This is a genomic window from Rhodococcus sp. DK176 (assembly GCF_038447315.2).
Lineage (GTDB): Bacteria > Actinomycetota > Actinomycetes > Mycobacteriales > Mycobacteriaceae > Rhodococcus_F > Rhodococcus_F jostii_A.
Genome location: NZ_CP118321.2, coordinates 5,716,237 through 5,729,039, shown reverse-complemented (window position 1 = coordinate 5,729,039; position 12,803 = coordinate 5,716,237). Strand labels below are relative to the sequence as shown.

The window sequence follows — 12,803 nt, the reverse complement described above, 5'->3', positions numbered from 1 at the left end:
CGGCGGCGGGCGCGGCCCACTGTGCAAACCGAAATTTAGCACCGCCGGGCCAGAACGACCACCGTTTCGCGACCGTTAACCACCGGGTAGCGAAGAATCTGATTCCCGCGTGCAGAAGGCGCACCACCACCCACTCTGGCACTCGCGGTAGTCAAGTGCTAAATTTCTCGTGCACAGTGATGAGCGTCTACCGAGGTGGTAGGCCTATCGACTGATCATGGGAGGTGTATTGCTGTGCTGCGTCTCGATCCCGTCACCGACATCCACTCAATGACCCGATCTTTGCTGGATGCCGTTCCAGAGCCCTCGCCGTTCGCGATCCACGCACCGATCCGCGTCAGCACGCAACCGAGGACCTGAAGACCATGACCGCCACGACCCAATCCCGCCCCGATCCCGGCAGTTCGCCCGCACGATTCTCCCGGCTCACCAGACCACAGCACCTGCAGGGCGAACACTGGAGCGACATCTCGGTCATGCTGGGAGCACTATCGATAGTGATGTTCTGGATGTTCGGATTCGGCATCGTTCTCGGCGTCTGCGCCATCGCTGCCGGCATCGCCGCCAACCGGCACCCTGCCGTCGAAGGAAGCGAGCCCAAGTCTCTGGAAGCACTGCTGGGCATTCTCACCGGCGCGTTCGGAATCGCCGCCGGCACAGTCTTTCTCACCGCGGCGCTCCCACACCTCTGACATACGCCACAATCCGGCCCGACACCCGGTGAGTATCCACTCGCGGGTGCCGGGCCAGATGACGGTTTGATCGGCCTAGGCCGATCAAACCGTGATCAGTCGAGGTCGAACCGGTCGAGGTTCATCACCTTGTTCCAGGCAGAAACGAAGTCCTGCACGAACTTCTGCTGCGCGTCGTCGGCGGCATACACCTCGGCGAGAGCGCGCAATTGCGAGTTCGAACCGAACACGAGATCGACGGCGGTGGCGGTCCACTTGGCGGCACCCGTCACACGGTCGGTGCCCTCGTAGACGTTCTCGGCCGAGGACGCACCCTTCCACTCCGTACCCATGTCGAGGAGGTTGACGAAGAAGTCGTTGGTCAACGCCTCGGGCCGGTCGGTGAAGACGCCGTGCTTCGTCTGGCCGAAGTTGGCGTTCAGTGCACGCAGGCCGCCGACGAGAACCGTCATTTCCGGAGCGGTCAGGTTCAACATGTAGGCCCGGTCGACCAGAAGTGCCTCGGCAGGCAACTTCTCCCCCGCCCGGAGGTAGTTGCGGAACCCGTCGGCCTTCGGCTCGAGTACGGCGAACGACTCCACATCGGTCTGCTCCTGTGTGGCGTCGGTACGACCCGGCGTGAAGGGGACCGTGATGTCGTGACCGGCGTTCTTCGCCGCCTTCTCGACAGCCGCAGCACCCGCCAGAACGATCACGTCCGCGAGTGAGACCTTCACTCCGCCGGACTGCGACGAGTTGAAGTCCTGCTGAATCTGTTCGAGGGTCTGCAGGATCGTGGACAGCTCGGCGGGGCTGTTGATCTCCCAATCCTTCTGCGGCGCAAGCCGGATCCGCGCCCCGTTGGCGCCGCCGCGCATGTCGGTGCTGCGGTGGGTGGCTGCCGACGCCCAGGCGGTGGACACCAGCTGCGGGATGGACAGGCCCGAGTCGAGGATCTTGCCCTTGAGCGCGGCGATCTCGCTGTCACCGATCAGCTGGTGATCGACCGCAGGGACCGGGTCCTGCCACAGCTGCGCCTCGGGAACCCACGGGCCGAGGTAGCGCGTGACGGGTCCCATGTCGCGGTGCAGCAGCTTGTACCAGGCCTTGGCGAACTCCTCGGCGAATTCCTCCGGGTGGTCGAGCCAACGCCGGGTGATCTTCTCGTAGGCCGGGTCGATGCGCAGCGAGAGGTCCGTGGTCAGCATCGTGGGAGCACGCCCCGCCGACGAATCGAACGGGTCGGGAATCGTGCCCGCGCCTGCGCCGTCCTTCGCGGTCCACTGCCAGGCACCGGCGGGACTCTTGGTCAGCTCCCACTCGTAGCCGTACAGGACCTCCAGGAAGCTGTTGTCCCACTTCGTCGGTGTGGGGGTCCACACGACCTCGAGACCACTGGTGATCGCATCCTTGCCCACGCCGGTGCCGTAGGCACTCTTCCAGCCGAGGCCCTGCTGCTCGATCGGGGCGCCCTCCGGTTCCGGACCGACCAGGTCGGCGTCGCCTGCGCCGTGCGTCTTGCCGAAGGTGTGGCCGCCTGCGATCAGCGCAGCGGTCTCCACGTCGTTCATCGCCATGCGGCTGAACGTCTCCCGGATGTCGCGGGCGGCTGCCAGCGGATCCGGCTGGCCATTGGGCCCCTCCGGGTTCACGTAGATGAGGCCCATCTGCACGGCCCCGAGCGGACCCGAGAGTTCCCGATCGCCGCTGTAGCGCTCGTCGCCCAGCCAGGTGTCCTCGGGACCCCAGTACATTTCCTCGGGCTCCCAGATGTCCTCGCGGCCGAATCCGAACCCGAAGGTCTTGAACCCCATCGACTCCAGGGCGCAGTTCCCGGCGAAGACGAGGAGGTCCGCCCACGAGATCTGCTTGCCGTACTTCTGCTTCACCGGCCAGAGCAGCCGGCGGGCCTTGTCGAGGTTCGCGTTGTCGGGCCAGCTGTTGAGGGGGGCGAACCGCTGAGCGCCCTGACCGCCGCCGCCGCGACCGTCCGCGATGCGGTAGGTGCCCGCGGCGTGCCAGCTCATCCGGATGAAGAGGCCGCCGTAGTGGCCGTAGTCGGCGGGCCACCAGTCCTGCGAGGTCGTCATCAGATCGATGACGTCGCGTTTGAGTGCCTCGACGTCGAGCTTGGCGAACTCCTCGGCGTAGTCGAAGTCCTCACCCATCGGGTTCGACTTGGATGTGTGGGCGTGCAACACCGACAGCTCCGGCTGGTTCGGCCACCAGTCGCGGTTGTTCCTCGGGCGGTTCGCCGCCGGAGTGGGAGACGGGATTACGGGGTTTTCACTTTCACTGGTGCTCTGAGTGTTTCCCTCATGAGCGACCGGGCAGCTATCGGACACAACATTCCTTCCGGGAGAGACCAAACTGGGCTGTGGTCATGGGTTCGATCGAGAAGTCTGTGAAGTCGAGCAGTCGGGGCACAGACCCCAATAGATGACCTCGGCCTCCTCGACGAGGAAACCGTTGTCGTCGGACGCGGTCAGGCACGGCGCCTCGCCGACGGCACAGTCGACGTCCGCAATGGCCCCACACGACCGGCAGATGACGTGGTGGTGATTGTCTCCGACCCGCGACTCGTAACGAGCAACGGAGCCGGGCGGCTGAATCCGCCGCACCAATCCCACAGCGGTCACTGCGTGCAGCACGTCGTACACGGCCTGCCGGGACACCCCTTCCAGAACGGTGCGCACCGCTCCGAAAATCGTCTCCGTATCGGCATGTGGACGCGCGTGCACGGCCTCCAACACCGCGACCCGCGGGCGGGTCACGCGAAGCTCAGCCCTGCGCAGCAGCGCTGCGTAATCCGGCATCGACGGCACCCACCCACTATGACTTACTTTTCTGGACTCAGCCAAGACTTTGCGGAAACTATTTGCCGTGACTTCGACTCACGCACACCTGGCCCGTTGGCTGACCGCGGCTCCGACAAACTTCAGGGAAGCTCGAAGGTGACGACGACCGAGGGCACCGAATCCGGCGAAGACAGTCCGATCGTGCCGCCCGACGGCACGAGGGAGAGTCCGCCACCTCCGCCGCCCGGCGGCTCGTTCGCCTCGCCGGTGCCACCGATCCGTCCCCCGGCGGCGCCTCCGCCGCCCGGCGGCTCGTTCGCCTCGCCGGTGCCACCGATCCGTCCCCCGGCGGCGCCTCCGCCGCCGCCGTACCCATCCGGCCCCACCTCCGCCCCCGGCGCCGATCCCGTCGCCGACGGCCCCGGGAGCGTCGCACCGGAACTTCCTGCGCTGCCGCCGTATCCGGGACCACCGGCAAGGCTGGCCGGGCTCGACCCGTCGGATCCGAACACGGGCTGTCCGCCGCCGTGCCCGTTCTCGCCGACCCGGACGTACACCGTCGATCCCGGAACGAGCCAGGCGTCACCACGGGCTACCGCTCCCCGGCCGCCGGGAGCGACCGTGCGGCAACAGCTGTCACCGCCTCGGCCGCCGACCGCCTCGATGTGCACCTTCCAGACGCCGTCCGGAATCCTCAGCGGTACACCGTGGACACCTCCGGAAGGAGACACTTCGCCGGTGTTGTCGGTGTACGCGCAGGTGACCGCCTTCTGGGACTGGACGCACTGCGACGGCAACTCCGCCACTGCCACTCCCGAACCCGGGAAGACCGCCAGCCCGCCCGCGGTGGAACCCACCGCCGCGGCCATACCGAGAAGCCGTACCTTCGACACCGACCCCCTACGCTCACCCTCCCCGGTCGCGCACCGGCCCGGTGAACGGGTCCCACGCTTCGACTGTAACCGCGCCAACGATGCCGGGATGAAAAGCCCTCCGTCGGAACCTAATCCGGGCGGGCGTCGCCCGGGGAGACGATGCCGTGATCGAAGGCGTACACGATGGCGGCCGCGCGGTCGCGGAGATCGAGCTTGAGGAAGATGTGCCCGACGTGACTCTTCACGGTCACGCCCGAGATACCCAGCTCACGCCCGATCTCACTGTTGCTGTGCCCACGCCCGATGAGGGCGAGCACATCGAGTTCTCGCGCGGTCAGCTCGGTGAGGTGGTTCCGGCCCCCGTCGGACGACGGCGCGACGGTGCGGTACGTGGCGAGAACGCGTCCGGTCACTGCGGGGTCGAGGCAGGCGCCGCCCTCGGCGACGGTGCGGACGGCGCGAATCAGGTCCTCGGCAGGCGAATCCTCGAGGATGAAACCCGCCGCACCCGCGCGGAGCGACCCGGACAGCAGTTCGTCATCGTCGAACGTGGTGAGCACCAGCACCGGCGGTGGCTGCGCTCCCGACCGGAGATCGCGGGTCGCGCGGATGCCGTCGACCTTCTTCATCCGAAGGTCCATGAGCACGACGTCCGGAGTGTGCTCCGCCACCGCGCCCGGCACCTCCGCGCCGTCGGCGCATTCGCCGACGATCACGAAGCCGTCCTTGCGCCGCAGGATCCGGCGCAGCCCCGACCGCACGAGTTCCTGGTCGTCGACCAGCAGCACCCTGATCTCCGGGCCCGTCACGACAGTCCCGGGAGGTGGCGGAGGATCGCCGGCCGGCAGGAATCTCGGGGCAATGGGACCGCGGCGTGCACCGACCATCCTCTGCCGTCCGGGCCGGCGCGGAGTGTGCCACCGAGCAGCGCGGCGCGCTCGCGCATGCCCCGCAGACCGGAGCCGAGCGAGCCGTTCGGTGGGGTCACCTGACCTCGGGTCGGGTTGCGGATTTCCAGGGTGATGCGTTCCGGCTCGATCGTGAGTCGCACGTCGGCACTGGCGCCGGGTGCATGTTTGGCGACGTTGGCCAGCGACTCCTGCGTGATGCGGAAGATCCCGAGACCGACCGTGCCGGTCACGGCGGAGAGGTCGCCCTGCATGTCGAAGGCCACCGGTAGACCCGCACGGCGGAAGTCGTCGATCAGATCGGGAAGGTCGGCGACGCCCGGCTCGGGACGGGTGCCCGACGGACCTGCGTCGAGCAACCCGACGGTGCGCCGAATGTCGGCCATCGCCTGCCGCCCGAGTCGCTCGGCGTCAGAGAGCGCGTCCACCGCGTCGTCGACGTCGCGGTCCTGCTCGAGCGCGCGACGGGCCGCGGTCAGATGCAGCAACGTGATGCTCAGCGAGTGGGCGATGACGTCGTGAACCTCGCGGGCGATTCGCTGGCGCTCACGTGTGGCGGCCTGCTCGGATTGAATCGCCTTCGAGGCCCGCTCCTGGTGAAGGAGGCGCAACTGTGTGAGCATCAGGTAACCGAAGGCCCAGCCCAGCACGACTCCCGCGAGAGCGTAAGGCGCACCGTCGAGTCGGCCCGTCAGTGCAAACGCAGACAGGACTGCCATCGCGGCAGCCAAGGTGGCGAGGCTGACGGCCAGTGATGCCGTTGCCGCGACCTCGGCGGTCAGGATCACCAGGATGAGCGGAGCGAAGTCGAAGGCCGTGTCGGGCTGCTGCAGAAGCAACAGTGCGGCCGCCGCGACGACGACGACGGCCAGGAACGGACGCGGAAGCACCACCCCCGGCCTGATCATGTCTCCCGCAACGGGGGTCACCGCGGCGACCAGACCACACAGCAGAACCCACCCCGGCGGCACGAAGCCGTCGCGTTGCGCGACAGCCGCACCGGCGATGACCACGACGGCGATGTGCGCGAACACCGGCACAGCGAGCGGGTAGTCGTACTCACTCTCCGCCACGCGTCGACGAAAAAATGCCGTCACCTGCACACGACCAGCGTAGGCGAAGACCCACCCGCACCGCGTCCTCTCCGGAGCGGAGACCCCCTCCGCCCACGGTAGGAGACGAGAACGCGACCGTGGCACGGCGAAACCGCTACCGCGGATCCGTAGCGTTGCCGCCATCAACGAAACTACGGAGGTGGCCGAGATGTCGTGGAACGATTTCCGTGCACGCCGGGCGGTACTGGAAGTGATCCTGGCGCGGGCGCACGCCGACCCCGCACAGGCGTTGCGGTTCGACGAAGTGCCCGGCGCGATCGAGCTTTTCGGCTCCGCCGACAACATCCTGCTCGCACTTCAGCACCGGTGGAGCAATCACCTCGCGGCCCGCCTCGACCAGGCGGTCGAGGACGGCACCCCCCTGAATGCGACGTGGAAAGCGCTGGCCGCCGAGCAACCGGCATTGCGCGCGCTCCTCGACACCGCGGCCGCCTCCTCCCTGCCGTTGCGCGGGTCCCAGCGCGCGGAGCAGCGGATGATCGAGGCCCACCACACCGGACGACTGTCCGGCCACGGGATCGAGCAGCGACCGATCGGCGCGCGAACGCCGACGATGACCCCCGTGTGAAGAACGGACGGACGGCTAGGGGTGCGCGAATGCCGCCTCGAACGCGTCGAGCGCGTCGTCCGGATCGTTCTTCGCCCACCCTTCGAGTCCCACGACGCCGGTGTAGCCGATGTCGCGGAGGGCCGCGGCGACAGCCGGGTAGTGGATTTCGCCGGTTCCGGGTTCGCAGCGTCCGGGGACGTCGGCGACCTGGATCTCCCCGATGTAGGGCAGCGCCTTTCGGATGAGTTCGATGAGGTTTCCCTCACCGATCTGGGCGTGATAGAGATCGAGATTCATGCGTAGGTGCGGGCTGTCGACCGCCCGGACGAGTGCGAGGGTGTCGGCCGCGGTCGCGAACGGGGTACCGGGATGATCGACGGCGAGGTTGAGGTTCTCGAGCGTGAACACCCGTCCCGCCTGTTCGCCGAGTTCGGCGACCTTCCGCAGAGTGTCGGCGGCGGTGAGCCACATTGCGGGCGTGACCGTTTCGACCGGCCGGACGGGCAGTCCCCGGTGGTCGAGTCCGGTTCCGTGCAGGTTCAACCGCGGGCAGTCGAGCCGTTTCGCGACGTCGAGGGACTGCTGCGCCGTGGTGAGCAGCGCCTCGATGCCGTCGGGTTCGGTGAGGTTGCCCTCCAGATAGCCCGTCATCGAGGAGAATTCGGCGCCGACGGCGGCGAGAGCGTCGATGTCCTTGGTGGACCAGTCCCAGATCTCGACCTGGAGTCCGCGTTCGGCGATGCGGTGCACGCGGTCCAGGAACGGCAGGTCGAGGTAGAGCATTTCGGCGCTGGCGGCGAGCGTGTACGTGGCCATCGGTGTCACCCGTCCAGGTCGACGGCGGAGCCGGTCTCGACGCTGCGGATGGCGGCGAGTGCGATCGACAGCGCGGTGCGGGCGTCCTGGCCTGTGACGACGGCCGGTGTGTGAGTGCGGATCGCGTCGACGAAGGCGGTCAGTTCCCCCAGGTACGCGGAGTGCAGGAGGTCGGTGTCGCGGCGCGCGGTGTCGGCGTGCATCCCGTCGGGCCCGTAGTACGTCATGTCGGTGCTGAGCCCGCTGCCTGCGGTGATCATGCCGCCGGAGCCGAACACCTCGGCGCGCACGTCGTATCCGTACAGCGCACTGAAGCTCGCCTCCGCCGTGGCGATGGCGCCGTTGTCGAACTGGACCGTCACCACTGCGGTGTCGAGGTGGCCCGCGCCCTTGGCGTCCGGTCGCACCAGGGCGTCGGCCACGGCATGCGCCCGCACCGGGCGGGCATCCGGATTGAGGAAGCAGAGGGTGTCGAAGTCGTGAATGAGCGTTTCGAGGAAGATCGTCCATTGCGGAACGCGTGCCGGATCGGCGGTGTACGGCCCGGGATCGCGGGTCAGCGAACGCAGCAACTGCGGGGCCCCGACTTTCTGCGCGTCGATCGCGGCGCGGGCGGCGGCGAATCCGGGAGCGAATCGGCGATTGAAGCCGACCTGCAGGACGATGCCCGCATCGGCGGCCGCCGCTATGGCTCGGTCGGCGTCGGCGAGGGTCACCGCCATCGGCTTCTCGACGAACACGTGCTTGCCGGCGGCCGCGGCCGCGACGACCAGGTCCGTATGACTCCGCGCGGGGGCGGTGATCAGCACCGCATCGACCTCGTCGCTGGTGAGTACGTCGTCGACGGTCGTGGTGGCGAGTGACGCTCCCAACGTGGTGGCGAGACGCTGCGCGGACTCGCCGACCGGGTCGCTGACTGCGACGAGCGACGCCCCGGGGACCAGGCGGGCCACGATCTCCGCGTGATTCGAGCCGATGCGTCCGGCACCGATCAACGCGATGCGTACCGGGTGGGAAGCGGGCGCCGTCGAGTGGACGGTTGCGGCTTCGGTGAGTGACATGGGTGCGCTCCAGTGCAGTGAAAGGGTGGAGGTCGAGGCGAACTAGTACGTTCTAGTTCTAGACCGTAGAACTCGTGCGATCATTGGTCAAGAGCAGCCTCGAGCGCAGCAGCGCGGGGCCCGGAAGACAGGAGCCGTGCACGTGGTCGAACCGGTGGCGGGATCGACCGGCGGCGCCCGCCCGACGATGGGCGACGTAGCGCGAGCAGCAGGAGTCTCCACAGCGCTCGTCTCGATCGTGATGCGCGGCGTTCCCGGGGCCAGCGAGGCCACCCGCAGGCGCGTGCTCGACATCGCCGACGAGATGGGCTACGTCCCCGACCGTCGCGCACAGAAACTGCGCCAGGCCAGTTCCCGGTTGCTCGGAGTCGTGTTCGAACTGCAGCAGCCGTTCCACGGCGATCTCGTCGAACAGATCTACGCGGCGGCCACCCGCCGGGGCTATGACGTGATGCTCAGCGCGGTCGCCCCGAGTCGCGCCGAGAAGGTCGCCGTCCAGGCGCTCATGCGGGAGCGCTGCGAGGCCGCGATCCTCCTCGGCACCCGGTTCGACACCGATGAGCTCGGCGCGCTGGCCGACCGCGTGCCCGCCCTCGTCGTGGCGCGCGCGAGCGGCTTGCCCGGAGTCGGTGCCGTGCGAGGCGACGACGTCGCCGGCATCACCCTGGCCGTCGACCACCTCACCGAACTCGGGCACCGGAACATCGCGCACATCGACGGCGCCGACGCTCCCGGCGGTGCGGACCGGCGGGCCGGATTCCTGGCCGCGATGGACCGGCACGGACTGTCGGCTTCGGCAACGGTCGTGACGGGCGGTACGACGGAAACCGAAGGCGCAGAAGGCATGAACGCACTTCTGGAGATGCCCACTCCCCCGACAGCCGTCGTCGCCTTCAACGACCGGTGCGCCACCGGCGTGCTCGACCTATTGGTCCGCCGTGGCCGGGACGTGCCCGCGGACATCTCCGTCGTGGGCTACGACGACTCCCGCCTGGCGAGGATTCCGCACGTGCAGATGACGACGATCTCCCAGGACGCGACGCACATGGCCGAGGCCGCCGTCGACGGAGCGCTGGCTCAGATCGCCGGCGACGAGGCCGTCGACCTCGTGCTCGCGCCGCACCTCGTCCGCCGCGCGACCACCGGCCCTGTCGCACACCGCGACTAGATTCGCTGTCCGCTACCAGTCCGACGACCAGACACCGAGTTCGTTGCCACTCGGATCGGTGAAGTGGAAGCGGCGCCCGCCGGGAAAGTCGTACGGGCCGTTGACGACGGTGCCACCCGCCGCCCGCACCGCATCCACCGACGCGTCGAGATCCACCGAGTACAGCAGCACCAGCGGTCCGCCCGCCGGCTTCCGTTCCGGCACCTGCAGCAGGCCGCCGACTTCCTCACCGTCCGCACCGACGATGCCCGCGTACTGCGGGCCGTAGGAGTTGAACTCCCAGCCGAATGCCGAGCGGTAGAACGCTTCCGCGTCCGCGAGGTCCGTGACCGACAACTCCACGTAGTTCAGTCGATGATGATCTGCGCCAGAAGGTGACATGCCGGAACTCTAGCCGGAATCGGCTCCTCGATCAGGAGTTCGTTCGGCGAGAAGCATGTTCACGAAACCGCGGGTGCTCGCCGTCTGGGGTCGGCCGGCGACCTGAACGAGGGAGATGGTGCGTTCGACCGTCGGCTGCAGGGGTATGTGGACGAGTCCGGCGAACGAGATCATGGGAAGCACGAGTTCGGGTACCGCGGTGACGCCGAGCCCGGCCGCCGCCAATCCCGCTACCGCGCCGATGTTCTGCGCCTGCATGACGGGTCCGAGTTCGATGCGTGCGTCCTCGACGGCCCGGCGGACGGGCGCCGCGATGCTGCTCTCGGGTCCGAACGCGATGAACGGCTGCCCGGCGAGATCCGACCACCGCAGTACCGGCCGATCGGCGAACGGATGTGTCGGCGCGACAGCGCAATAGAAGGAGTCGCTCGTCAGGACGTCCTGTTGCAGTCCGGGCAGAATGCCCGACGTGGTGACCAGGGCGAGGTCGACCGTGCCCGAGTACACGGCGTCGAGAACCTCCTGACGTAGTCCGTCCCGGATCTGGAGGCGCACGTCGGGGTGCTGCTCGCGGAAGCTCACCACATAGGGGGGAAGGAACGTGGCCGCGAGCGAGGGCAGGCATGCCACGGTCACGATTCCGCGATCACCGGTGACGAAGCGTTCGATCTGCGTGAGTCCGTCGTCGAAATCGTGGAGCATCCGCCGGGCGTGCTCGATGATCTCGTGCCCGTGCGTGGTCAACTCGACACGGCGAGTGGTGCGTTCGAACAGCGTGACGTCGAGTCTGCGCTCGGCCTCGGCGACCGAGCGGCTCAGCGAGGACTGAGACACGTCGAGTCCGTGGGCCGCGGCGGTGAAGCTCGCGTAGTCGGCGATCGCGACGATGCTCCTCAGGTGCGAGATCCCGAGATTGATGCTCATGCGCATCAGTATGGCCGGTATTCATGCGTTGGGCTGGCGTACCCGCCGCCCGAGCTGCATCACCTCATTCATGAGTTGAACTCATGAATCAATCAACCATTGATATTTGACGCGCAAATGTGAGGCGCGCGACACTGAGACTCCATTTCGAAGGAGGTCACATGGTTGCCGCGCTCGGGTTCGCCACGATCGCTTGTTTCCTGGCGCTGGCGTTCAGCCGCCGGGTCTCGGTGCTCGTCGCACTGATCCTCGTTCCCGTCACGTTCGCGATCGTGGGCGGATGGGCACCCGACCTCGGGGAGATGGTGGGCGACGGTCTGCTGAAGGTCGCGCCCGTCGCCATCATGATCGCCTTCGCGGTCCTGTATTTCAGCCTGATGGTCGACGTGGGACTGTTCGACCCGGCGATCCGCCGGATCGTCCGGTGGGCAGGTGGCAATCCCACCAAGATCGCCGTCGGAACCGCGGTACTGACCCTGCTCGTCGCGCTCGACGGCGACGGAACCTCGACCTTCCTGATCACCATCTCGGCGTTGCTGCCCATCTACCAGAAACTCGGGATGCGCCCGGTCGTCCTCACCGGTATCGTCTGCCTGGCCGCGGGACTGATGAACATGATTCCGTGGGGCGGCCCGACCGTCCGCGCCATGGCCGCGCTCGACCTGACCAGCGCCGACATCTTCACGCCGGTCCTGCCCGCGATGGGCGCCGGGATCCTGTGGGTCCTGTTCGCCGCCTACATGATCGGTCGCACCGAACGTAAGCGGCTCGGCGTGACCGAACTGGTGTCTCCCGGCGGCGGTGGTCCCGGCACGCCGCACGTCTCCGACGCGCCGGTGCGCACCGGACGCCAACGGGTGGTGATGGCGTTCAATACCGTGCTCACGCTCGTCCTGATCGTGATCCTGCTGTTCCAGCTCGTGCCGCTGGAGGTGGCATTCGCCATCGCATTCGCACTTGCGCTCGCCGTCAACCGCCCGAAGTGGGACGACCAGCAGGCCCTGTTCGCGAAGCACGGCGGCAACGTCACCATGGTGGTGGCGATGATCCTCGCGGCAGGCGTGCTTACCGGAATCCTCAACGGCACCGGGATGATCACCGCGATGGCGCAGACCTTCGTCTCCTGGATCCCGCAGTCCGCCGGCTCTCTGATCCCCGTCATCACCGCCGTCACGTCGATGCCGCTCAGTCTGGTCTTCACCCCGGACGCCTACTACTTCGGCGTCGTCCCGGTGCTCGCGGAAACCACGGCATCGTTCGGAGGCGACCCCGCGGAGATCGGCCGCGCCGCCATCCTCGGCCAGATGACCACCGGATTCCCGCTCAGCCCGCTGACCGCCGCGACGTTCATCCTGATCGGACTGAGCAAGGTGGACCTCGGCAAGCACCAGCGGTTCATCTTCGGCTGGGCCTTCGGGACCACCATCGTGATGACCGTCGTGGCGCTGCTCACCGGTGCCCTCTCGTTGTAATCGTCCGCGACATCACCGCAGCCGGCCCACCCCACCACCCGTCGAACAAGCATAGGACTTCGAG

At 67.7% G+C, this 12,803-nt stretch carries 13 protein-coding genes; 4 read left to right on the top strand and 9 right to left on the bottom strand.

Annotated features, from left to right (window positions below):
* Window positions 1-365: 365 nt before the first annotated feature.
* Window positions 366-692: a hypothetical protein gene (locus tag PSR88_RS26835; RefSeq protein WP_009478310.1), complete on the top strand. Its 327-nt coding sequence runs from the start codon at window positions 366-368 to the stop codon at window positions 690-692.
* A gap of 95 nt (window positions 693-787) precedes the next feature.
* On the opposite strand, the gene katG is transcribed toward PSR88_RS26835, so the two are convergent.
* The 5 genes from katG to PSR88_RS26810 all read right to left on the bottom strand — a co-directional run bounded on the left by katG (window position 788) and on the right by PSR88_RS26810 (window position 6,490).
* Window positions 788-3,016, bottom strand: coding sequence for a catalase/peroxidase HPI (gene katG / locus PSR88_RS26830; protein WP_016883740.1), 2,229 nt, complete (start codon window positions 3,014-3,016; stop codon window positions 788-790).
* Between the two features lie 36 nt (window positions 3,017-3,052).
* Window positions 3,053-3,496, bottom strand: a complete 444-nt coding sequence (locus tag PSR88_RS26825; RefSeq protein WP_016883741.1) for a Fur family transcriptional regulator — start codon at window positions 3,494-3,496, stop codon at window positions 3,053-3,055.
* 113 nt (window positions 3,497-3,609) lie between these two features.
* A complete protein-coding gene (locus tag PSR88_RS26820) occupies window positions 3,610-4,362 on the bottom strand; it encodes a hypothetical protein (RefSeq protein ID WP_342338541.1) in 753 nt (250 codons plus the stop codon).
* A 110-nt stretch (window positions 4,363-4,472) separates the two neighbouring features.
* On the bottom strand, window positions 4,473-5,132 hold the full coding sequence (locus PSR88_RS26815) for a response regulator (protein WP_020476837.1): 660 nt from the start codon (window positions 5,130-5,132) through the stop codon (window positions 4,473-4,475).
* A 17-nt stretch (window positions 5,133-5,149) separates the two neighbouring features.
* On the bottom strand, window positions 5,150-6,490 hold the full coding sequence (locus PSR88_RS26810; RefSeq protein ID WP_029539561.1) for a histidine kinase: 1,341 nt from the start codon (window positions 6,488-6,490) through the stop codon (window positions 5,150-5,152).
* A gap of 16 nt (window positions 6,491-6,506) precedes the next feature.
* Here PSR88_RS26810 and PSR88_RS26805 point away from each other — a divergent pair, with 16 nt between their 5' ends.
* The gene (locus PSR88_RS26805) at window positions 6,507-6,935 is read left to right on the top strand and encodes a hypothetical protein (protein ID WP_016883744.1); all 429 of its coding nucleotides are present in this window, start codon (window positions 6,507-6,509) and stop codon (window positions 6,933-6,935) included.
* 15 nt (window positions 6,936-6,950) lie between these two features.
* Here the strand turns inward: PSR88_RS26805 and PSR88_RS26800 are convergent, their stop codons facing one another.
* On the bottom strand, window positions 6,951-7,733 hold the full coding sequence (locus tag PSR88_RS26800) for a TIM barrel protein (protein WP_029539562.1): 783 nt from the start codon (window positions 7,731-7,733) through the stop codon (window positions 6,951-6,953).
* Window positions 7,734-7,738: 5 nt separating this feature from the next.
* Window positions 7,739-8,794 carry a Gfo/Idh/MocA family oxidoreductase gene (locus tag PSR88_RS26795; protein ID WP_016883746.1) on the bottom strand — a complete coding sequence of 352 codons (1,056 nt, stop codon included), beginning with the start codon at window positions 8,792-8,794 and terminating at the stop codon, window positions 7,739-7,741.
* Between the two features lie 142 nt (window positions 8,795-8,936).
* On the opposite strand from PSR88_RS26795, the gene PSR88_RS26790 reads away from it, so the two are divergent.
* Window positions 8,937-9,962 (top strand): LacI family DNA-binding transcriptional regulator, encoded by a 1,026-nt coding sequence (locus PSR88_RS26790; RefSeq protein ID WP_029539563.1) that lies wholly within the window; start codon window positions 8,937-8,939, stop codon window positions 9,960-9,962.
* 12 nt (window positions 9,963-9,974) lie between these two features.
* Here the strand turns inward: PSR88_RS26790 and PSR88_RS26785 are convergent, their stop codons facing one another.
* On the bottom strand, window positions 9,975-10,343 hold the full coding sequence (locus PSR88_RS26785) for a VOC family protein (RefSeq protein ID WP_016883748.1): 369 nt from the start codon (window positions 10,341-10,343) through the stop codon (window positions 9,975-9,977).
* A gap of 9 nt (window positions 10,344-10,352) precedes the next feature.
* Entirely contained in the window at window positions 10,353-11,273 is a 921-nt protein-coding gene (locus PSR88_RS26780; protein ID WP_016883749.1) for a LysR substrate-binding domain-containing protein, read from the bottom strand.
* A 155-nt stretch (window positions 11,274-11,428) separates the two neighbouring features.
* On the opposite strand from PSR88_RS26780, the gene PSR88_RS26775 reads away from it, so the two are divergent.
* Window positions 11,429-12,739 (top strand): CitMHS family transporter, encoded by a 1,311-nt coding sequence (locus PSR88_RS26775; RefSeq protein ID WP_016883750.1) that lies wholly within the window; start codon window positions 11,429-11,431, stop codon window positions 12,737-12,739.
* Window positions 12,740-12,803: the final 64 nt, after the last annotated feature.